The 21,351-nt window shown below is 60.3% G+C and carries 23 protein-coding genes; 7 read left to right on the top strand and 16 right to left on the bottom strand.

Annotation, left to right across the window (positions count from 1 at the left end; genetic code table 11):
- A complete protein-coding gene (locus tag MWU38_RS06980) occupies window positions 1-354 on the bottom strand; it encodes a hypothetical protein (protein ID WP_247271086.1) in 354 nt (117 codons plus the stop codon).
- Window positions 355-389: 35 nt separating this feature from the next.
- Between MWU38_RS06980 and MWU38_RS06975 the strand changes: the two genes are divergently transcribed.
- Window positions 390-1,520, top strand: a complete 1,131-nt coding sequence (locus MWU38_RS06975; RefSeq protein WP_247271085.1) for a serine hydrolase — start codon at window positions 390-392, stop codon at window positions 1,518-1,520.
- A 99-nt stretch (window positions 1,521-1,619) separates the two neighbouring features.
- Here the strand turns inward: MWU38_RS06975 and pdxH are convergent, their stop codons facing one another.
- Entirely contained in the window at window positions 1,620-2,285 is a 666-nt protein-coding gene (gene pdxH / locus MWU38_RS06970) for a pyridoxamine 5'-phosphate oxidase (protein ID WP_247271084.1), read from the bottom strand.
- A 257-nt stretch (window positions 2,286-2,542) separates the two neighbouring features.
- Between pdxH and MWU38_RS06965 the strand changes: the two genes are divergently transcribed.
- The 4 genes from MWU38_RS06965 to MWU38_RS06950 are packed head-to-tail and all read left to right on the top strand — an operon-like array spanning window position 2,543 to window position 6,471.
- Window positions 2,543-3,550 (top strand): DnaJ C-terminal domain-containing protein, encoded by a 1,008-nt coding sequence (locus MWU38_RS06965; protein WP_247271083.1) that lies wholly within the window; start codon window positions 2,543-2,545, stop codon window positions 3,548-3,550.
- 27 nt (window positions 3,551-3,577) lie between these two features.
- Entirely contained in the window at window positions 3,578-4,630 is a 1,053-nt protein-coding gene (locus MWU38_RS06960; RefSeq protein ID WP_247271082.1) for a YihY/virulence factor BrkB family protein, read from the top strand.
- A 5-nt stretch (window positions 4,631-4,635) separates the two neighbouring features.
- Complete coding sequence (gene fabI, locus MWU38_RS06955; RefSeq protein WP_247271081.1) at window positions 4,636-5,442, top strand: enoyl-ACP reductase FabI; 807 nt, start codon at window positions 4,636-4,638, stop codon at window positions 5,440-5,442.
- Window positions 5,443-5,457: 15 nt separating this feature from the next.
- Window positions 5,458-6,471 carry an NAD-dependent epimerase/dehydratase family protein gene (locus MWU38_RS06950; RefSeq protein ID WP_247271080.1) on the top strand — a complete coding sequence of 338 codons (1,014 nt, stop codon included), beginning with the start codon at window positions 5,458-5,460 and terminating at the stop codon, window positions 6,469-6,471.
- Here the strand turns inward: MWU38_RS06950 and MWU38_RS06945 are convergent, their stop codons facing one another.
- The 8 genes from MWU38_RS06945 to MWU38_RS06910 all read right to left on the bottom strand — a co-directional run bounded on the left by MWU38_RS06945 (window position 6,472) and on the right by MWU38_RS06910 (window position 12,680).
- The gene (locus MWU38_RS06945; RefSeq protein ID WP_247271079.1) at window positions 6,472-7,044 is read right to left on the bottom strand and encodes a hypothetical protein; all 573 of its coding nucleotides are present in this window, start codon (window positions 7,042-7,044) and stop codon (window positions 6,472-6,474) included.
- Between the two features lie 75 nt (window positions 7,045-7,119).
- Window positions 7,120-7,641, bottom strand: coding sequence for a demethoxyubiquinone hydroxylase family protein (locus tag MWU38_RS06940; RefSeq protein WP_247271078.1), 522 nt, complete (start codon window positions 7,639-7,641; stop codon window positions 7,120-7,122).
- 34 nt (window positions 7,642-7,675) lie between these two features.
- Window positions 7,676-8,128, bottom strand: a complete 453-nt coding sequence (locus MWU38_RS06935) for a disulfide bond formation protein B (protein WP_247271077.1) — start codon at window positions 8,126-8,128, stop codon at window positions 7,676-7,678.
- A gap of 44 nt (window positions 8,129-8,172) precedes the next feature.
- Window positions 8,173-9,561, bottom strand: a complete 1,389-nt coding sequence (locus tag MWU38_RS06930; protein ID WP_247271076.1) for a S41 family peptidase — start codon at window positions 9,559-9,561, stop codon at window positions 8,173-8,175.
- 138 nt (window positions 9,562-9,699) lie between these two features.
- Entirely contained in the window at window positions 9,700-10,929 is a 1,230-nt protein-coding gene (locus MWU38_RS06925; RefSeq protein WP_247271075.1) for a peptidoglycan DD-metalloendopeptidase family protein, read from the bottom strand.
- A gap of 5 nt (window positions 10,930-10,934) precedes the next feature.
- Window positions 10,935-11,357: a 23S rRNA (pseudouridine(1915)-N(3))-methyltransferase RlmH gene (locus tag MWU38_RS06920; protein ID WP_247271074.1), complete on the bottom strand. Its 423-nt coding sequence runs from the start codon at window positions 11,355-11,357 to the stop codon at window positions 10,935-10,937.
- A 143-nt stretch (window positions 11,358-11,500) separates the two neighbouring features.
- Window positions 11,501-11,863 carry a ribosome silencing factor gene (rsfS, locus tag MWU38_RS06915; protein WP_247271262.1) on the bottom strand — a complete coding sequence of 121 codons (363 nt, stop codon included), beginning with the start codon at window positions 11,861-11,863 and terminating at the stop codon, window positions 11,501-11,503.
- Window positions 11,864-12,023: 160 nt separating this feature from the next.
- Complete coding sequence (locus MWU38_RS06910; protein ID WP_247271073.1) at window positions 12,024-12,680, bottom strand: nicotinate-nucleotide adenylyltransferase; 657 nt, start codon at window positions 12,678-12,680, stop codon at window positions 12,024-12,026.
- 398 nt (window positions 12,681-13,078) lie between these two features.
- On the opposite strand from MWU38_RS06910, the gene MWU38_RS06905 reads away from it, so the two are divergent.
- Together MWU38_RS06905 and MWU38_RS06900 are read left to right on the top strand one after the other, a co-directional pair.
- Window positions 13,079-14,257, top strand: coding sequence for a M23 family metallopeptidase (locus MWU38_RS06905; protein WP_348646866.1), 1,179 nt, complete (start codon window positions 13,079-13,081; stop codon window positions 14,255-14,257).
- A gap of 16 nt (window positions 14,258-14,273) precedes the next feature.
- Entirely contained in the window at window positions 14,274-14,687 is a 414-nt protein-coding gene (locus MWU38_RS06900) for a polymer-forming cytoskeletal protein (RefSeq protein ID WP_247271071.1), read from the top strand.
- 87 nt (window positions 14,688-14,774) lie between these two features.
- Here MWU38_RS06900 and MWU38_RS06895 read toward each other — a convergent pair whose 3' ends face one another.
- The 6 genes from MWU38_RS06895 to MWU38_RS06870 form a co-directional block, all read right to left on the bottom strand.
- The gene (locus MWU38_RS06895) at window positions 14,775-16,436 is read right to left on the bottom strand and encodes a long-chain fatty acid--CoA ligase (protein WP_247271070.1); all 1,662 of its coding nucleotides are present in this window, start codon (window positions 16,434-16,436) and stop codon (window positions 14,775-14,777) included.
- A 133-nt stretch (window positions 16,437-16,569) separates the two neighbouring features.
- A complete protein-coding gene (locus MWU38_RS06890; protein ID WP_247271069.1) occupies window positions 16,570-17,409 on the bottom strand; it encodes a DUF1013 domain-containing protein in 840 nt (279 codons plus the stop codon).
- Between the two features lie 129 nt (window positions 17,410-17,538).
- A complete protein-coding gene (locus MWU38_RS06885) occupies window positions 17,539-18,609 on the bottom strand; it encodes a glycosyltransferase family 1 protein (protein WP_247271068.1) in 1,071 nt (356 codons plus the stop codon).
- Window positions 18,606-19,508, bottom strand: coding sequence for a UDP-2,3-diacylglucosamine diphosphatase (locus MWU38_RS06880; RefSeq protein WP_247271067.1), 903 nt, complete (start codon window positions 19,506-19,508; stop codon window positions 18,606-18,608). The genes MWU38_RS06885 and MWU38_RS06880 overlap by 4 nt, the downstream gene beginning before the upstream one ends.
- 128 nt (window positions 19,509-19,636) lie before the next feature.
- The gene (locus MWU38_RS06875) at window positions 19,637-20,278 is read right to left on the bottom strand and encodes a glutathione S-transferase family protein (protein WP_247271066.1); all 642 of its coding nucleotides are present in this window, start codon (window positions 20,276-20,278) and stop codon (window positions 19,637-19,639) included.
- On the bottom strand, window positions 20,271-21,278 hold the full coding sequence (locus MWU38_RS06870) for an NAD(P)H-quinone oxidoreductase (protein ID WP_247271065.1): 1,008 nt from the start codon (window positions 21,276-21,278) through the stop codon (window positions 20,271-20,273). The genes MWU38_RS06875 and MWU38_RS06870 overlap by 8 nt, the downstream gene beginning before the upstream one ends.
- Window positions 21,279-21,351: the final 73 nt, after the last annotated feature.

Genomic DNA, 21,351 nt, shown 5'->3' with positions numbered 1-21,351 from the left:
CTAACCCTCCCACTTTTCCAGAACGCAGCCATAGCCTTCGCGCTTTGTGGCGGTGACGCTGTCGACGAAGGGGATGCTCGCGGTGACGCTTTGAGCCTCCACATCCTCGCTAAGCGTGACCATCTCCATCCCGCCAAGCTTGTCCTTGCTGCAATCGTCCAGATCGCGCCCGGCGACAAAGCGGCAGGAGCACGCAACACGCGCGGCATAGCTGGTGGCAACGCCCGAATAGCCGGCGATTGGAGCGCGGTTGAACCAAAGCACGCCTGCGATCAGAGCCGCAACGATGAGCACCGCAACCAGAGCGATCCGCTTGGTCCCCGAACCCTTTTCGCGTCCACCCGTATTTGCCATTGCTTTGCTTTTGTCCTTGTCCGATTGAGGGCCGCATGATGCGTGTTTTTTGTTCCTCTATCCTTGCTGCCGCTTTCCTTCCAGCCCTCATTGCGTGCTCGGACGGGGCGCCCGAACCCCCGCCCCCGCTCACTCAGGAGGCGCTCGATGCCGTGAGCGAAAACGCGGGCGCTCCGAAGGATCAGCTTGCGCGCCAGATCGACGAGCTTTTCACCAAAGAGGGGCTCGGCGAAACGCGCGCCGTGTTCCTCATGGTCGATGGCGAAGTCGCGGCCGAGCGATACGCGGCAGGGTATGATGCCGACACCCGCCATATCAGCTGGTCGATGGCGAAGACCGTCACCGCCGTTCTCATTGGAATGCTGGTTGCCGATGGCCTCCTCGACGAAGACAGCCCCGCACCCATCCCCGATTGGCAGCGAAGCGGCGATCCACGCGCTGACATCACGCTTGAACAGCTTCTCCAGATGCGCAGCGGGCTTCGTCATACAGAAGCGGGCAATCCGCCTTATGAAAGCGCCGAGGTGCGTATGCTCTTCCTCGACGGGCGCGACGATATGGCCAAATGGGCCAAGGAACAGCCGCTTGAGGCAGAGCCGGGCGAAAAGTTTGAATATTCGTCCAACACCACGGTCATCCTTGCCGATATTGCCGCCAATGCTTTGACCGACAGCAAGGACCCCGACACGCGCCGCCGCGCGGTGGCGAGTTATCTTCAAGAGCGCCTGTTCGCGCCGCTTGGCATGGCCTCGATGGTTCCTGAATTTGACGCCTCGGGCACGCTTATCGGGGGCAGCCTGATGCACGCTTCGGCTCGTGATTATGCGAAGTTCGGCGAGTTTTTGCGCGCCGGTGGCAAGGCGCCATCAGGCGAGCAATTGGTGCCCAGCGGCTGGGTCGAGAAAATGCTCACCCCAAGTCCGGCGAGCGCCCATTACGGCTATCAGATCTGGCTCAATCGGCCCAATCCCGACCTTGAGTGGCCGCACCCGCTTTTCCCTGACAGAGCGCCGCAAAACCTGTTCTCGCTGATCGGGCACATGGGGCAATATGTGCTTGTCTCACCCGATCAGAAAGTGACGCTGGTGCGGCTGGGCCATTCGACCAGCGAAGAGCGTCCCCGCATGCTGCAAGAAGCGGCCGATGTGCTGGCGCTGTATCCCTGAGCGGCTCGCTAAAGCTCGCGGCCTTGCCTCCCACGCCTTCCGCCCTTCCACCCGGATAGTGTCCCGTTAGGCTCCGGGGCGAAGGGCGAAGGGAACAGATTACGGATAAAGCAGCGTATCGGTCCATTTGAGCGCATCGCCCGCACCCGACAGGGTAAACAGCCGCCGGTCGTGGAGGCGGTTTTCGCGGTCGATCCAGAACTCGATCCGCTCGGGGCGCAGGGTAAAACCGGTCCAATGCGGCGGGCGCGGCACTTTGCCGTCCTGCTCATACTTGCCCCAGATCTGCGTCACCCGATCAAGGTAATCCTGCCGCTTCTCCATTGGCCGCGACTGGTCACTCGCAGCCGAGCCGACCTGGCTCTTGAAGGGGCGCGAGTGGAAATATTCATCGGCCTGCTGCGGTGTCACCTCCTGCAATGGTCCCTCAATCCGGATTTGCCGGCGCAAGCTCTTCCAATGAAACAGCAAGCTTGCCTGCATATTGGAGCGGATTTCGCCGCCCTTGCGACTGTCGGCATTGGTAAAGAAGGTAAAGCCGCCCGTGCCCCCTTCGGTAGAACCATGACCCTTCAAAAGCACCATGCGCACCGAAGGCATCGCATCAGGGGTCGCGGTTGCCAGGGCCATTGCATTGGGGTCGTTGACCTCTGCCTCTTTCGCCTCGGCAAACCAATCATCGAACAATACGTAAGGATCAGCCCCTGAAGGAATGACGCTATCGGCCAATTGCGCGTTGTTAAGCGTGTTGGAGTTGGCAACCATCAGTTCAGTTCCTTATCATTGGCTTGGCACGCGGTTTGAGACACTTGAGACACCGTCCAAGGCGCGAAAAGCTTTGGCCGCATTGAGAGACATCAATCTGTGCAATTCGAGGCGGCCCGGCGTGGTCATGTGCATCCGAATAGGTTGAACCCGCAAGGTAAGAAAGATGTTCCCCGCGCAGCCCGAACGCATAAACGCGCGCCGCAATGCGCTTCTTGTGCTTGCACCTCCCAACCGTCTCACCTAGCTAAGACACCATGCGTGATCCGTATAAAACCCTTGGCATTGCTCGAACGGCTTCTGAAAAGGAGATCAAGAGCGCCTATCGCAAGCTCGCCAAAGAGCTGCACCCTGACAAGAACAAGGACAATCCCAACGCCGCCGAGAAGTTCTCGGACGCGACCAAGGCGTATGACCTTTTGTCCGACAAGAACAAGCGCGCGCAGTTCGACCGGGGCGAGATTGACGCCGATGGCAATCCTGCAAACCCGTTTGCCGGTATGGGAGCAGGTGGCCCGGGCGCTGGCGGGCGCGGCTATGGCGCGGGGGCATCACGTGGTGGCGGCTTTCGCGATGCCGAGTTTCAAGGCTTTGGCAATGAAGATATGGACCTTGGCGACCTGTTCGAAGGGCTTTTTGGCGGCGGGCGCAAACGTGCCAGCGAGCCACCCAGAGGCGGGTTTGGCGGCGGCGGTTTTGGCGGGCGCGGCGCGCCTCCCCCTCCCCCACGCAAGGGCGCCGATATTCAATACCGCCTCGCGGTCCCCTTCGTCGATGCAGCGTCTGGCAAGGACCAGCGCATAACGCTCGCCGATGGCAAGGCGATCAGCCTGAAACTGCCCGCCGGGGTCGAAGACGGCACGCAGATGCGGCTCAAGGGTAAGGGTCACAAGGGGCCCGGCGGCAATGGCGACGGGATCGTTATGGTCGAAGTCGCGCCCCACCCCTTCTTCCGCCGGGACGGAGACAATATCCGAATGGATTTGCCGATCACGCTGGATGAGGCGGTGAACGGGGGCAAAGTCAAATGCCCGACGGTCGATGGTCCGGTGATGCTGACGCTGAAACCGGGCGCCAATGGCGGCACGGTGATGCGTTTGAGCGGCAAGGGCTGGACCAAGAAAGGCGCGAGCGGCGACAAGCCGGCGCGTGGCGATCAAATGGTCACTCTGGAAATCCAGATGCCTGAAGATCTCGACGCACTTGCCGACAAACTTGGCGACTGGAAAGATCCAGCCAAACCGCGCGCCAAGTTCGGGCTTTAAACGCAAGGGACGGGAAAAAGGCTGGCTTTGAACCACTCAGCGCCCCCTCAAAGATCACACGATACCCAGCCATGGGGCGCGGAGCTTCGCTCGCTTTCACCAGAGGCGCGCCGGTTGAGAGCCGAGGCAAACCCGGTTCGTTTCGCTGCTCTTGCTGAAAGCAAGAGGACTGCGGGCGAGCGCCAGAGCAGTGCGTTTGCCCGCATCGCGCATCACACTGGTCCCGGCACCCGCGTGTTCGAAACGCTGCGCCGCACGGCCGTGGGGACATGGCAGGACGGCTTTATCCATGCAGGAAACCTCGCCTATCTCTCGATGCTGGCGATTTTTCCCTTCTTCATCATCGGCGCTGCCTTGTTCCAGCTTTTCGGTGGGCGCGATCAGGCCCTGGCTCTGGTCGAAGCTGTGCTCATAGCAACACCGCCGACGGTCAGCGGCCTGATTGCACCGGTTGCACAGGAGATCGTCGATGTGCCGCAAGGGTGGGTCTTGTGGCTGGGTGTGGCGGTCGCGCTGTGGACCGCCTCGAACCTGATCGAAACCATCCGCGACATCTTGCGGCGCGCCTACGGGACGCGGCCGCTTCTGGCGTTTTGGAAAGCGCGCCTTTTGTCAGCTGCCTTTATCATCGGATCGGTGATGCTGCTCATGGTCTCGCTGTTTGCAAGCGTGATGATCGGGACCATCCAACAGGTGATATTGAGCTCGCTTCCGCAGTTATCGGCCCTTGTGGGCGACTTGCAGATCTCGCGTATCCTGCCCGCAATCGGGCTCACGGTTGCGCTTTATCTTTTGTTCTATTCGCTCACGCCCCCGCGCTATCGCCGCGCTCCCTTCCCCAAATGGCCCGGCCCCCTGTTCACCGCCGTTTGGTGGATCGGCGTCACCACCGCCATGCCCCCGGTCTTGCGCAGCGCATTCACCTATGACCTGATTTATGGCAGCATGGCGGGTATCATCATCGCGCTGTTCTTTTTCTGGCTAGTAGGGCTTGGGCTCGTTATCGGGGCAGAATTGAACGCAGCGCTGGCCGAGCCGGAAAATCATCCGCAAAGCCTTGCACAAAGCGAAGAGGAATAACGCACATGACCAAACTCATGGAAGGCAAACGCGGCCTTATTATGGGCCTTGCCAATGACAAGTCGCTCGCCTGGGGCATTGCAACGATGCTGGCAGAGCATGGCGCCGAGCTTGCGTTCTCCTATCAGGGCGAGGCGCTGGCCAAACGCGTGAAGCCCCTAGCCGAAAAGCTGGGCAGTGATTTCACCTTTGAATGCGATGTGTCGGAAATGGCATCGCTCGATGCAGGCTTTGCCGCGATCAAGGAGCGGTGGGGCAGCCTTGATTTTGTCGTTCACGCAATCGGCTTTTCCGACAAGAACGAGCTGCGCGGCCATTATGTCGACACCAGCCTCGATAACTTCCTCAAGACGATGAACATTTCCGCCTATTCTCTGGTCGCCGTGACCAAGCGGGCAGCGGAACTGATGCCCGAAGAAGGCGGCTCGATCCTGACGCTGACCTATTACGGTGCCGAGAAATATATGCCGCATTACAACGTGATGGGCGTGGCAAAAGCGGCTCTGGAAACCAGCGTCAAATATCTCGCCAACGATCTGGGTCCGCGCAACATCCGCGTCAATGCGATCAGCGCGGGGCCGGTGAAAACGCTCGCGGCCTCCGGCATTGGCGATTTTCGCTATATCCTCAAATGGAACGAGCTGAACTCGCCGCTTCGGCGCACAACCACTCTGGAAGATGTCGGTGGTTCGGGACTTTACCTTCTCTCCAATCTGTCGAGCGGGGTGACCGGCGAAGTGCACCACGTCGACAGCGGCTATCACACCGTGGGCATGAAGCAGGTGGACGCACCCGACATTTCGGTCAGCTAGTCTCAGTTCAAGCCAATGCGCACCGTCCTCATCACAGGTTCGGCCGGATTTATCGGCTACCACCTCTCGCAGCTCCTGTTGGATGAGGGGTTCAAGGTGGTCGGCTATGACGGCATGACCGACTATTACGAGGTCGCATTGAAAGAGCGGCGGCATCAGATGCTGCTCCAGAATGCGAATTTCTCGTGCAAAGTCGGCATGCTGGAGGATTTCGACACGCTCCATTCGCTGGCCCTGGATGCCAAGCCCGATGTGATCGTCCACCTCGCTGGGCAGGCCGGTGTGCGCTACTCCCTCGAAAACCCGCGCGCCTATGTCGATGCAAACCTTGTCGGCACGTTCAACGTGATGGAGTGCGCGCGCGAGTTGGAAGTCGATCACCTGCTGATGGCATCGACGAGTTCAGCCTATGGCGCGAACACCGATATGCCGTTCCACGAGCAGCAGAAGAGCGACCACCAGCTTACCCTCTATGCCGCCACGAAAAAGGCGAATGAGGCGATGGGACATTCCTACGCCCACCTGTGGAACCTGCCGACGACCATGTTCCGTTTCTTCACGGTCTATGGCCGGTGGGGGCGGCCCGATATGGCGCTGTTCAAGTTCACGCGCGGCATTTTGAACGGCGAGCCGATCGACATCTACAACCATGGCGAGATGCACCGCGACTTCACCTATGTCACCGACCTGGTGCGCGCGATCCGCCTGTTGATTGACGCTGCGCCCGCGCGCCCGGCGACGCCCGAGGATATTCCCGAATGGGATTCGCTTTCCCCAGCCGCGCCCTATCGCGTGGTCAATATCGGGAACAGCGAGACAGTGAAGCTCACGGATTTCGTGGATGCGATTGAGGCAGAATGCGGGCGCGAGGCGGTGCGTAACCTGATGCCGATGCAAAAAGGTGATGTGCCCGCCACATGGGCGGATGCAACGCTATTGAAAGAGCTTACCGGATACACCCCGCAAACAAGTGTTCGCGACGGGATCAAGGCGTTCGTCGCGTGGTATCGCGACTATTACCAGGTCTGATTACTGGCCGTCGGGATCGGGCAGCGTATCTGTGCCGCTCTCTTCTCCGGGAAGGGGAGCGTCGCGTTCACGTTCCAGGCGGTCCAGATATTCGCGCTCGATCTGCTCGACGCGCTCCTGTTCGGCCGCCGCGTCGCCGTCGATGGTCGACAAACGATCCTGACGCGCCTGCTCGATCAGTTGGGCAAAACGGATGCCTTCGGCCGCGTCCTTCTCGGCATAGGCGGCATCAATGAACTGCTGTGTGCATCCGGTGAAACCACCTGCGCCCGCCGGGCTGCAGGAAAAGGCGCCGAATTCACCGATATAGCGCACTTTCTCAAACTGCTGGGCCTGCGTCTGATTGCCTGCGGTCACGCTCTGACGCAGGGTTGAGGGGATGCGATATCGGTCGGCTTCGACCACGATCTGACACACCACAATCTCGTTATCGGCCGTCTGCTCGGGGCATTCGTCCTCGCTGTAAGCAATGACCATGTTGACCCGGTCGCCCGCCTGATCTTGCGCGGCAGCTGGAACAGCGGTGAGAGCGGCAAAGGGAGCAATGAGGGCTAGACGGGATAGCTTTGACATGGTGGTTCCTAATTCAGGAGCGGATGTTGCTTGTGCAATAGAGTGCAGCCGCTGAATGGCGACTGAAGCGGTATATCACACCCGCTCGCTGACCTTAATCGCGATTTTGCAGCCCAGGCGGATCGCGCCTGACAAAAGCGGATAGGCTGGCGCATTCTCCGCGCCATGCTCCAATGCCGCATCGCGGTGTTCGCGCTCTTCCTCGCGGAATTGCTCGATCATATCGGCAAGCTCGGGCTCGCTCTCAGTTTCTGCCAGCCGGTCCAATTGCTCTGAATAGTGTTTGTCGATCTCTTCCTCGACCGCCGCGGTGCACGCCATCGCTGCCTCCGGGCCAAGCAGCGCCGTGCCTGCGCCAAGCGCATAGCCTGCCATCGACCAGAAGGGTTGCAGGGCGGTCGGGCGAACGCCGCGCTCTGCGAGGAGCGCATCGAATTTTTCGCGATGGACCTTTTCCTGCTCGGCCATGTGGCGGATTTCGGCGGAATGGGGTCCGCGCTCACCCATGACGGCAAGCTGGCCTTCGTAAATGCGCGTTGCGCCAAATTCGCCAGCCTGATCGACGCGGATCATACGGTGCAGTTCATCACGTTCCATGGGAGGGCCTTTATCGAAAAATCTTATTCGCGTTCTACTTCTTATACGCAGCGAGCGCCACAACAGCCGCACCGCCGAGGCAGGAAATCAGGAAATTCCAACCGGCAAGCGAGATCCCAAACAGGTCCCACGGCGCCACATCACACCGCACCAGCGGCGCGGCGCTTACATCCATTACGTCTATCTCGCCCGGAAGTTTCGAGCATCCGGTGATGCCCTCCCACCAGCCATATTCGACTCCGGCATGAAACCCGCCGATAAGCCCCGATGTGATGATTGCAAGGCCCGCAAGCGCCACCCAGACGCGCGCGGGCCTAACAGCATAGGATGCCAGCGCGAGGGGAATCGCGGCAAAATGCGGATAACGCTGCCACCAGCACATCTCGCATGGATACAGGCCAAAGCCATATTGCGAAATGTAAGCACCACCCAGCAATCCGGCCGGGATCAACAGGGCAAGCAGACGCGCTTTTGAAAGACCATCCATGGCGTTGATTTAGGGAGCCTCGGGCACATTGCCCACCCTTAAAGTCAACCGCGAGAGTTTAGCGCAACCGAGCTTGCCGTGGTGCGGCGCAAGGTTTCCAGTGCGTAGTGCAATTGGAAATCCTCGATACCCTTTTCCTCAAGCTCTTCAGAGGTCAGTTGGAAGCGCGGATCAGCGATCGAATCCTCGACCATTTCCTCGTCTTTCAAACCAATTTCATTGCGAAGGTGCCCGCGAAGATCGCTTTCGCGCGTGCGGTATTTTTCACGAAGCGCAAAGTCGGGATCGGAGATTTGCGGCACGCGGATATCGGGGGCAATCCCGCCTTCCTGAACCGATTTGCCCTTGGGCGTGTAATAGCGCGCCGTGGTCAGCTTCAGCGCCGAATCCGGACCCAGCGGCAAAAGCGACTGGACCGAGCCTTTGCCAAAGCTTCGCTGCCCCATGACGAGAGCGCGGCCATGATCTTGCAAGGCGCCAGCGACAATCTCGGAAGCCGAGGCAGAGCCTGCGTCGATCAGGACGATCATTGGCACATCGCCGGCAATTTCGCCCATGAAGATCTGTGCCTGCGAACGGGTCATCCGGCGGCGCAGGTAATAATCGAGGTCATCGGCCTGAAAATCGAAGGTTTCGCCCCATGACCGACCGCGCTGCGAAACGATCTCACCCTTTTCAAGGAACAGATCCGTGAGCGCCACGGCCTCGTCAAGGCTGCCACCGGGGTTGGAGCGAAGGTCAAGCACAAGCCCAGCCATGCGACCGGTTGCCTCGGTCTGTAGCGCGGCCCACGCGTCGTACACATCCCTGCCAACGTCGGCGGAAAATTCGTTGATCGAAATGTGGCCGATATTACCCGGCATAAGCTCATGGGTAACCGGCTCCAGCTCGATCACACCGCGCGTGACCGAAAGTTCGAGTGGTTCATCACGTCCCGGACGGAAGATGGTAAGGTTGATCGATGTGCCCGCAGGCCCGCGCATCCGCGCAACCGCATCGTCCAATTCGCCGCCCACGATCAGCTCGCCTTCAAGGTGGGTGATAAAGTCGCCTGCCTTGATGCCCATCTTGTCAGCCGGGCTGCCCTTGAAAGGCGAGATGACCTTAACCGCGCCGTCTTCCTGGATGACGGACAAGCCGAGCCCTGAATAGTTGCCGTCGATAAGCTGATTGAGGCGTTCAAGGTCGCCGCCATCGAGATAGGCGCTGTGCGGATCGAGCGCACTCATCATCCCGTCAATCGCGCCGCGCACAAGCACTTCGTCCTCGACCGGCTCGACGTAATTGGCCTGAACCCGCTGCATAATGGCGAAGATTTTCGCAAGCTCAGGCCCTGCCCTTCCATCAACCTGTGCCATGGTGGCGGTGGTGGCAGGGATAAGCGCGACCGCTGTGACAAGCGCAGCGCTACGAAGGAGTGATGCGAATTTCATGACCTACATTTGGCTCCTGTTATGTGCCTTTGTGTGTATAGAACTAGGGAGGTGAACGCCAGATGATAGCCCCGGGCGCTCTTTTGCCGTCCCTGTGCGGGGCATCACCACCTTCACATTGTTAACGCTGGGGCGCGATTACCCAAGGTAATTGAGCGGGTTAACCGGCTCTCCATCGCGCCTCAGTTCAAGCGCAATGGGTTCATCGCCGCCGCTGGCAACGCCCAAGGGCGCGCCGCCTATGACCTGATCGCCCACTTCAACCTCTGTGCGCGCAAGACCGGTGACAAGGCTCGTCCAGCCGCCGGGATGCTCGATAATGATGATTCGCCCAAAGCCCCGATACGGCCCTGCAAAAGCAATGCGCCCCGCGCTCGGCGCTACAACCTGAGCGTTGGGGGCCGGTGACAAGGTGAGCCCCTTGGAGCGAAGGCCGCTGTCGCGAAGTTCGCCAAAGCCGGTGACAGTTCTACCCTGAACGGGAAGCTGGAAACCGGGAGGGCGGGCAGAGTTGGTGGGCGATGCTGCCGGTGTGGGGCCGGTGTCCACCACCTGCGCCGACAGATCAGCGGGCCGCGCAATGGGCCCCGGGAGCGCCGCAAGCTGGGCACGCAATTTCGCCGCTTCGCCAAGCGTTTCGACCAGCCCGTCGAGATCACGCGCTTCCTCGGCCAGAGCCAGCGCCCGTTCGCTTTCACGCACCGCATTGCTGCGCGCCTCACGCGAGGCGAGACGCTGCCCGGCCTCAAGCGCGGCGAGCCGGGTACGGCGCGATTGCAATTCCTGTTCCGAGCCGCGCAGATTTTCCAAGGCGCGAGCAGCGCGGCGTTCAAGCTGCCGGCCTTTCTCCAATTCGCCGCGCAGTGCAGCCGTTCGCGTGCGGATTTCAGGGACCGCCGAGGCAAGGACCGCGCGCACATAGACAAGGTCTTTGAGCGATCCCGGCTGCAGCGCCGATAGCGTCAGGGGCCGACGCGCCGTCGTTTGCAGGGCCCCGGTCAATCGCACCAGAGGCTCGCGCCGATCGGCAAGGCGCTTGTCCAGTTTTTCGCGGTCATTCTGAAGCAGCGAGTAGCGCGCTCTGGCAGCGGCGATGTTGGCTTCAGCCGCCTGAATCTGTGCCGCCAATGCCGCCGCCTCTCGCGCGGTTTTTTCGGCTGCCTCGCTTGCCGCCTCGGACTGGGCTGCAAACCGTTCGGCGCGGGCCTCGGCGCGCTGGCTTTCGCGGGTGGCCCGGGTGAGTTCGGCCTGCGCTTCTTCGGGCTCGAGCAATTGCACATCGCGCTGTGCCAGCCCTTGCGGCACCGCGAACAGCACAGCGCCTGCGGTGGCTCCCGAGACGGCAAGAAGGGAAAGCGTCTTTCTCACAGGGGCTATCCTGCCCGATGATAGGGATGGCCTGCAAGGATACTTGTCGCGCGGTAGAGTTGCTCCATGAGCATCGCGCGCGCCATCAGATGCGGCCAGGTGGCGGGGCCAAAGGCGTAAAGAAGGTCGGCTTCGGCGCGTTCCTCTTCCGAATGGCCATCGGCCGCCCCCAGCACAAAACGCACCTCGCGCGTTCCGGTGTCGCGCCAGTTTTCCAGCGTTGCTGCAAGCTTTTCAGAGGCCAGTGCCTTGCCGCGCTCGTCCAGAAGGACGGTTTTATGCGGGCTTTGGGGGAGAGGCACTTTCCCCCCGGTTTCAGGCAGTTCGGTGAGTTTCACCGGCCAGGTTAGCCGCTTCTCGTAACGCGCAACAAGCTGCGCCTCCGGCGAGCGAGCGATTTTACCGCGAGCTATGACGTGGAGAAGCAAGGTAACAACCTTTCGGCAAAGTCGCAGGAGCACGGCCTCGCCAGAGGCCGCAAGCCCGACTGGGCGCCCGCAGCGGGTCCGCAGCGCAGCGCAAGACATCTAGCAAGGACGCGCCCGCAGATGCGGGTGCGCGAACTAAAACGCTACGCCCGGCCCTGGCGTGGCTCGCCGCCCTCGAACGACCACATGCGCTCAAGGTTGTAAAAGCTGCGCACTTCAGGACGGAACAGGTGCACGACCACGTCACCGCAATCGACCAGCACCCAGTCAGCCTGCGGAAGGCCTTCAATCCGCACGGGACCAAAGCCAGCTTGCTTGACCTTCTCAGCCAATTTCTGCGCAATCGCAGCCACTTGCCGCGACGAACGACCGCTTGCGACCACCATGTGATCGGCAACCGAGCTTTTGCCATCGAGCGGAATGGAAACGATTTCCTGCGCCTGATCATCGTCCAACTGGGCCATGATGAGGGCATAGAGTTCGTCTGCAAGATCGCTTTTATTCATGCCAGATACCACCGGATTTCCGGTTGATGTGTCCCCATTGCGCGGGGCAGTATGTACCTGTGTCATAGGCTACGGTAATTCTCCTTAATAGAGGTGAAATGTGGGGTGGCTTTGCGCGAATGGCAAGTGAGGAGCTCTGCGAGGGGGCCAAAGCGTACCCTCATGCAGTGGTTTCCCCGATATTTTGATAGGTGAGCCTGTCGCGCAGCGCCGCATTGGATGAGGCAGCAAATGTATCCGCCCAATCGGCGTTGCCCCGGCGGATCGCCGTGGCGCTGCGATAGTCCGGATCGAAACGCAAAAACACCAGTGCCGGCGCTCTCCCCAAGCGTTTTCGCCCTTGTTCTCGGAAAACTGGTTGAGGCACCTGATAGCGCCTGAGCCAGGCCATGGCGGGGCTCGTCATAGCCTCTGTCGTATAACCCGGCCTCGCGATGACTGCAATCGGCATCAACCTCGCGATGGTGCGCCAATCCTTCCAAAGGTGGAACTGCGCGAGATTGTCAGATCCCATAAGCCACACAAATTGCCGCTTTTTATAGCGGTTTTGAAGCGCGCGCAGCGTATCCACAGTGTAGCGCGTGCCAAGCTCACTCTCGATCGTGGTGGGTATGATGGGCGCGCGTTTTGCCTGTACCCGGGCCGAACGAAGGCGCGCTGCAAGAGGTGCCATGCCGGCCCTGGGCTTCAAAGGATTGCCCGGTGACACCAACCACCACGCCTCATCCAGCCCGAGCGCATCAATGGTAAAGCGCGTGATGCGGCGATGCCCGCCATGCGCGGGGTTGAAGCTGCCGCCAAGAAGTCCGGTGAACATTTATCGCCGCCTTGTCAGAGCATTAATTTGAGACTCGCCTACCCCGGCGCGCGCGTCGGATGAGGGAATGGAAGAAAATGCGTTCATCCGCTCGACAGTAGCAGCAGCTTGCCGCTGTGTCAGCGATGATCCCCCGACCCGCGCCCAGCCTGTTCCGGCCGGCAAACCAAGCGCGAATCGCCCGGCGAATCTTACTTTCGTGCAGGACGTTCCCCGCTCGCCGCACGAGGGCAATTGGCACTATGTTACGCACAGCGACATACGGGATTACCCGTAGATGAACGCTTCATCGCACGGAGCTTTCGATTCAACTTTTCACGAGGTTACAGGATTCGCTTCTTTGCCCGTTCAACGCTAGCGTCGCCGGATAACAAAGAAAAACCAGACGGGTCAGGCTTTTGGAAAAAAACACTCCTAAGCGTACGTTTAACAAGCGGCTGCAAGATTGGTTCCCGGATCGTGAATTTTTTATGCGATCGCAGGGACAGGTCCGCTTCATCAAAGTGTCAGCGCGGCTTCAGAAGGCTGCGGCTGCTGGCGCACTTGTCGTTGCTGTCGGTTGGGCAGGTTCGATGGGCGTTATGGCGTGGAACAAATATTCCGCCGAAGCGACGCTTGCATCTTTCCAGCATGAAAAGGCGCAAGTCGCGAGTGCACAGCAACGTCTTGATGCCTATGGCGGAGACATCGACAATGTTGTCGCCGACCTCGAGGCGCGACAGGAAGCGCTTGAGGCGATGTCCCAGATGTTGCCCGACGATATCAAAACGGTCGATTCCAACGTAACCGACAGCTCGCAGGAAACCGCCGAGACAATCGAGCAGGTCAGCACCTTTTTTCCGCAAGCAGCCGGGCTTGCGCTCATCGAAGCGCGCCAGCTTGCTTATGTCGAGAACATGACCCGTTTTGCCGATTGGCGCGCGAAAAAGGCTGAAGAGGCGCTGCGCAAGCTCAACCTCGACCCGCTCGCAATGGAAAAAGCGGCCCGCGCCGAAGCGCAAGTGGCCATGGGTGGCCCGCTTGAAGTTCTCTCATCTGCGGCCGACGGCTCGCTCGACCCGCGCTTTGAGCGCCTCGGTCTGAGCCTTGCGCGCATGTCGGCGCTCGAACTGGCGCTTGAAGGCGTGCCGCGGGTTGTCCCCGCAGCTGTCACGCGCGTGACATCGGGCTTTGGCTATCGCCGCGACCCGTTCAATCAGAGCGGCGCGATGCACAATGGCATCGACTTCAAAGGCCCCTATGATTCCGACATCTACGCAGCGGCAGGCGGTCAGGTGACCTTTGCCGGCTGGAAAGGGGGCTATGGTCGCACCGTGGAAGTCACCCATCCGGGCGGCATCATGACACGTTATGCGCACCTTGCGCGGATCAGCGTCGATGTTGGAGAAGCGGTCAATGCAGGGGCAACCCTGGGCGGCCTTGGCAGTTCTGGCCGTTCAACCGGCCCCCACCTGCATTTCGAAGTTCGTATTAACGGGCGCGCGGTCAACCCGCGCCCCTTCCTGGAGACAGCCCCCGATGTTCTCAAAGAAATCCGCGGATCAAGCGCCATCGCTGCCGCCAACCACCGACACTAAGCCAAGAGGACGCGGTATGGCAGCTTCCAGTTCAACCTTCTCCGTGATCGGTTCCGACGTCACGATCAAAGGCGATATTTCGGCGTCGGCTGATCTGCATGTCGATGGCGCGATCGAAGGCGACATCAAATGCGCATCGATCGTGCAAGGCGAAAGCTCGGTCATCAAGGGCGCAGTTGTCGCGGACAGCGCGCGCATGTCGGGCAAAGTCACCGGTTCGATCACCGCAAAGGAATTGGTGATCCTCAAGACCGCCCGCGTCGAAGGGGATGTGCATTACGATGCGCTGACCATCGAACAAGGCGCGCAGGTTGATGGCCGTTTTGCTCCCAATGCAAGCAAGCCCGCGGCAAAACCGACACCCGACGCAAAACCGGTCGAACGGGTCACCGCCGGAAATGGCGATGCTGGCGGACTGCTCGCCAACTAGAGCTTTGACAGATCACGCAAAAAACGCCGCTTTCCTCTATGGAAGGCGGCGTTTTTTGTGCCTTGAACCATAGGTGTTCGGCGCGCGCTAAAGCACTTCTGCGCGAAGGGCCTTACGGTCAAGTTTGCCGATGATCGTCTTGGGCAGGTCCTCGCGGATCACCACCTGATCGACGCGCTCGTGCTTGCCGATGTGGTCGTTGAGCCAGTTCTTGATCTCGTCCCCGCTTGCATCGGCCCCCTCTTCGAGCACCACGAAAGCGCGCGGGACTTCGCCCTTGTAATCGTCAGGCACCCCGATCACGAGCACCTCTTTGACCGCCTCATGCTTGCGGATCGAATCCTCGACAACGCTGGGGAACACCTTGAAGCCGGCGACTGAGATCATGTCCTTGATGCGGTCGACGATGGAGAGAAAGCCGTCCTCGTCCTCGATCGCAACGTCGCCTGTGCGAAGGTAACGCTTGCCGTCGCGTGTCACAAAGACATCGGCGTCGGTTTCGGGGCGCTGCCAATAGCCACGCATCATCTGCGGCCCGTGGAAGGCAAGCTCACCCGGCTCGCCTTCGGGGGCAAGCTTGGTGGGGTCTTCCTTGTCGAGGAAGATGATCTCGGTGCCCGCCACCGGCTGTCCGATGGTGCCCTTCTTGCGGGTGCCGGCGTAAGGGTTGGCGGAGACCACCCCTGAGCTTTCGGTGAGGCCGTATCCCTCGACAAGGCGCACGCCGGTCGCCTCTTCAAAACGGTCATGGACCTGTGCCGGCATAGGCGCGCCGCCCGAGATGCAGACTTTGAGACTGGATAGGTCGGTTTTGGCGAGGTCGGGATGGTCAAGCAGCGCCTGAAACATGGTGGGCACGCCCGGAAAGCCGGTGCAGCCCAGTTTTTCAATCGTTTCGAGCACCTGTTTCGCCTCAAAGCGCGGGACCATCGCAATCGACCCGCCGCTCACCATCGCGTGGTTCAGCAGCGAAGTGTTGGCGAAGACGTGGAAGAAGGGCAACGCGCCCATGAAAATTTCTGCGCGCGGGTTTTCCCACGGATTGATCGCGGCAACCTGCTGCGCGTTCTGCGCGAGCTGGCTATGGCCGAGCATCGCGCCCTTGGGCCGTCCGGTGGTGCCGCCCGTGTATTGAAGAAGCGCGAGCGTATCCGGCGTGATCGCAGGCAAGTCGACACCCGCATCGCTCAGCACGTCCGACCAGCGCACGATATTCTCGCCCCATGTCACCTTGGCGATCTGGCTGCGCTTGAAGAGGTTGAAGGCAACGGATTTGCCAAGCGGAAGCATCGAGCCAAGCGAGCCGACGACCAGCGTCTCAAGTTCGGACGAAGCGAGCACTTGCGATGCCGTATCGTAAAGCTCGGGCACATCGACGCTCACCAGAACGCGCGTGCCGCTGTCAGCGACTTGCCAGCTCAGCTCTTCGACAGAATAGAGCGGCGAGAAATTCACCACCACCGCGCCTGCCATCATCGCGCCGTAATAGGCGCTCGCATAGATGGGCACATTGGGGAGGAACAGGCCAACACGCTCACCCGGCTTGACCCCCATTTCGATCAGCCCGCTGGCAAATTTCATCGCCTCGGAATGGATCGCGCCATAGGAAAAGGTGCGGCCCATGAAGTGCAGGAACGGCGCATCCGGATCATGGGTCACCGTGCGTTCCAACATCGTGGCCAGCGTCACCGGCTCGAACGTCGTATCCCAAGGGGTCGGATGGTGATAATTGGCGCTATTAACATTCATGTCAGCAGCCTTAAAGATCGTGCAGGCAAGCGCAAGGGATATCACCCTTCGCGGGGTGTCGGCAGAGGCATAAATGAAAAGGGCGGCCGCGCTAATCCTAGCGGGCCGCCCTTTCAAATGGTTTCAGGCAAGCTCAGTCTTGCTTGTCGCTGTCCTCAGCCTCTTCGGCTTCAGCTTCTTCATCCGGCACGACGCCTTCCAATTCGCTTGGCGCAGACGTTGCAGCGGCAAACGCTTCGTTGGGTTCGACCGCAACGCCGTTCTCTTCTGCTTCGCGCTTGGCCGCCAGCCATGCTTCGGCTTCGGCCTCTTGCGCCGCCTCGGCAGCTGCCTTCACATTGGCATCGCGCTCGGCGCGCAGCTCTTCGATCAGTTTGTCCTTGTCGGAGCGGGTGTCGAGCGCCGCTTCTTCGGAAACCGGCGCTTCTTCTTCGGTGGTGCCGGCGCGCTTGGCGGCTTTCGCCACGACCGCGTCAAGTTCGCGCTGCGAACACAGGCCCAGGGTCACCGGGTCCTTTGGCTGGATGTTCTGGATGTTCCAGTGCGAACGCTCACGAATGGCACCGATGGTGTTGCGCGTCGTACCGATGAGTTTGCCGATCTGTGCATCGGAAATTTCCGGGTGGTTGCGCAGGATCCATGCGATGCCGTCGGGCTTGTCCTGACGCTTGGACACAGGAGTGTAGCGCGGGCCCTTGGTGCGGGTGACTTCGACAGGCGCCTTGTGCATTTTGAGCGCGTATTCGGAGTCTTCTTCACCCTTCTTGATCTCTTCCAGGGTGAGCTCGCCCGCGTGCACCGGATCGCGGCCGGTGTATTTGCTGCCGGCCAGATCATCGGCCATGGCTTGCACTTCGAGGATGTGCAGGCCGCAAAATTCAGCGATCTGCTCAAACGCGAGCCCGGTGTGATCGACCAACCAGGTGGCCGTGGCATGCGGCATCAGCGGCTTTGGCTGTTCCTTTTGTGCCATTTGGGGAAAATCTCCATCAGAAATAATAAGGGCCGCCCCTTGCGGAGCGGCCGTTGTGCATCGCTAGATAGGCTATTGCAGGCTGCGGGGCAAGGAATTGCTTGCGTCCCAAGGGGAATCAGGTGCGATTCAGCTCGGGTTGAACGTTGCCAGACCGCTCAGGAACTGTTCGCTTGCCGCTTCCCATGAGTATTTTGCGCCGAAGCGGGCACAGTCCGAGCGGTCGCAATAACGCGCCGCATCAATCGCGCGGGCAAGGTTATCGCTGAGCGCGCCCACGCTCTCTTCGATAATGTCGAGAGGGCCCGGGACAGGGTAAGCTGCAACCGGGGTCCCGCACGCAAGCGCCTCGATCATCACAAGGCCGAAAGTGTCGGTTTTGCTCGGGAAAACAAAGACATCGGCATGAGCATAGAAGCCCGCCAGCTCCTCACCCATGCGCTTGCCCATGAATTTTGCCTCTGGGAAACGCGATTCGAGGTTCGCTCTGGCCGGACCATCGCCAACGACCACCTTGGTGCCGGGATAGTCGCAAGTGAGGAAGGCCTCGATGTTCTTCTCCACCGCCACACGTCCGACATAGAGGAGAATGGGACCCTCCAGTCCGTCGTACTCACTGGGGCGCGGCGCCTTGGGAGAAAAACACGAAAGATCCACCCCGCGACTCCAATGGACAAGCTGCGTCAAACCGTGTGCGCGCAGCTGGGCCCGGATTGTCGGCGTTGCCACCATGATGTTTTGCGAAGGCCGGTGGAACCAGCGGATATAGGGCCAGAACAGGCTTGCCGGCAGGTGCGTGCGCCGCGCGAGATAATCGGGAAACTGCGTGTGATAGGCGGTTGTGAATGGCACGCCCTGATTGACGCAATACCGCCGCGCGGCAAACCCAAGCGGGCCCTCGGTCGCGATATGCACGGCATCGGGCGAAAGCTCTTTAAGCCGCCTTCCCACGGCTCCCGGCGGTGTAAGAGCAAGGCGGATCTCGGGATAAGAAGGCGCAGGGAAATTGCGATATTGATCGGGCGATATGACTGAAACCTGATGACCCCATTCGCGCAGGACCTCGCAAGTCTTGGACAAAGTGCGCACGACGCCGTTGACTTGCGGGTGCCAGGCATCGGTTACAATGACGATCGAACGCGCGGTCACAGGCGCGAAGACACTGGCCTCGTGTGCCTCGATGGGGATGGGCGCATTCATGCCGCTTGAAGCTCGGCAGATTCGGCGGGCTCTCTGGCCTCGCGCGCGGCCATAACTTCGGCCCAGTTGAGGATTTCCATGCGTCCGTCGTGGTGTTCGACCAAGGCGTTGCAGCCTTCGACCCAGTCACCATCGTTCCAATATTCAACCGGCTTGCCGTCAAATTCGAATTCGCGGGCCTCGGCTGTATGGATGTGGCCGCACACAACACCGTCAACGCCGCGCTCGCCCGCCGCTTTGGCGACGATCTCTTCATATTTGCCGATGAACTCGACCGCGTTCTTGACCTTGTGCTTGGCGGCTTTCGAAAGTGACCAATAGGGCTTACCCAACGCCTTTCGCATCGCATTGACGACGACGTTGAGGCTCATCGCTGCGTGGTATGCCCAGTCGCCGACGAAGGCGAGCCAGCGTTGTGAGAGCATGACAGCATCGAACTCGTCCCCGTGAAGCACCATCAGGCGGCGGCCATCGGCGGTGTCGTGAAAAGCCGCGCGACGGATTTCGATCCCGCCAAAATTGAGGCCGGTAAACTGGCGGAACATTTCGTCGTGATTGCCCGGGATATACACGATGCGCGTGCCGCGCTTGGCGCGCTTGAGCAGACGCCAGACAATGTCATTGTGTGCAGAGGGCCAATAAAACTTCTTCTTCAACCGCCAGCCGTCGATGATGTCACCTACCAGATACATCGTCTGCGAATCGGTTGAATCGAGGAAATCGATCAGCATCTCGGCATTGCAGCCCTTTGTGCCCAGGTGAATATCGCTGATCCAGATGGTGCGATATTTGGTGCGCCCGGCCTCGCTTGGTGGCTCGGGCGTCCTGGGCTCTGTGACCGGGAAATTGGCGACATTGGCCAGACCAGCTGGCAGGTTGGACGACGAAAAATCGCTCATGAAAGGCCTCACGCATTCCTTTGTGACTGGCCTTTGTCATGGACGCCGATTGTTACGACTGATTCACATTGGCGTGACGGTTCGGAGAAATCTGAGGGCGGATGTGACGCTTATGTTGCCAACTGCCCTCAAGACATGGGGGTAAACCCCGGGGTCTGCTCAATCCGATCAATCCACTCACGCAAATGCGCAAAGTCGCCCATCTCGAACCCTGCCTCATGCGCGACATGGGTGTAGGCGAACAGTGCAATATCGGCGAGCGTCAGGCTATGCCCACAAAGATAGGGCTTGTCGGCAAGCTCTTGATCCATGAGCGCAAAGGCCGCTTCCCCCGCGGCACGCTTGCCCGGCATCAGCATGCGCTGTTCGTCCGACAGGTTGCGCTCGCCAACGAACCGCAGCCAGAAGCGCAGCGTCGCGATATTGGGCTCGTGCTGATATTGTTCAAAGAACATCCAGCGAAGGAGGTTGGCCTGCTCGAACGGATCGCCTGGCACGAGATGCGAGCCAGCGGCCAGATACCAGCAGGCCGCATTGCTTTCCGGAAGAAAGCGCGCGCTTTTGCCTCCTGCCTCATCTCCAACGATCTGCAAAACCGGAATGCGGCCATTGGAATTGATCGCACCCAGGAAGTCCGGCGTGCGGGTTTCGCCCTTGAGTATGTCATATTGGCGCGTCTGAAGCGGCTGGCCCAGAAGCGCGGCGGTAAGCTTGATTTTATAACAATTGCCGCTTCGCGGGTCCTCGTGAAGCGTCAGGCGCTCAGCCACCTGCAACCTCTAGCATGATCTTCCCAATGTGCGCGCTTGATTCCATCCGCGCATGGGCTGCTGCTGCCTCTGACAGAGGGAAGGTCTGGTCCATGACGGGCGACAAATCGCCGTTTGCGAAAAGGGGCCAGGCATTGACCGCAATTTCATCGGCAAGCGCGGCCTTGAACGCATCGGAGCGCGGGCGAAGGGTCGAACCTGTCAGCGTCAGGCGTTTCATCATCACCAGAGGCACGAAAAGGTCCGCCTTGGCCCCGCCCAGAACAGCGATGGTGACATGGCGGCCGTCTTCGGCAAGGCACTGCAAATTGCGCGGGACATAATCGCCCGACACCATATCGAGCACCACGTCGACGCCCTTGCCGTTGGTGTAATCCTTGACCGCTTCGACGAAATCCGTCTCGCGGTAATTGATCGCCAGATCCGCGCCGAGCGATCGCGCAGCCTCGCATTTGGCTTCGTCACCGCAGGTCGTGATAACGTTGATATCAAACGCCTTGGCAAGCATGATTGCCATCGTGCCGATCCCGCTCGTGCCGCCGTGGACAAGCAGCGTCTCGCCATCCTTGGCCATGCCGCGCTCGAACACATTGTGCCAAACGGTGAAAAGCGTCTCGGGAAGCGCCGCCGCCTTCTTCATATCCATACCTTCGGGTACGGGCAGACAATGTTGCCAGGGCGCGGTGCAGTATTGCGCATAACCCCCGCCCGGCGTCAGCGCAGCGACGAAGGAGCCGACCATTGCAGGCGGCACATCAGCGCCCACCGCAACAACTTCGCCCGACACTTCGAGCCCGAGGATCGGGGACGCGCCCGCAGGTGCGGGGTAATTGCCCGCGCGCTGGATGCAGTCGGGGCGATTGACCCCGGCATAGGCGACTTTGATCAGGACATCGTTCGCGCCGATTTGAGGAAGAGGTGCGTCTTCGATGCGAAGAACGTCAGGTCCACCCGGTGTTTCAAACCCGATAGCCTGCATGTTTTCTGGTAATTCAGACATTGTTTGTCGCTAGTCCCCAAGCTGATCGACCCGCGCCCCCTTAACAGCGTCCGGCCTCTTTGTATGGCACAAA

The organism is Qipengyuania sp. S6317L1, assembly GCF_023015615.1.
In the GTDB taxonomy this organism is placed as follows: domain Bacteria; phylum Pseudomonadota; class Alphaproteobacteria; order Sphingomonadales; family Sphingomonadaceae; genus Erythrobacter.
Note: the sequence above shows the minus strand (reverse complement) of the source record. Positions and strands in the feature narration are given on the sequence as shown.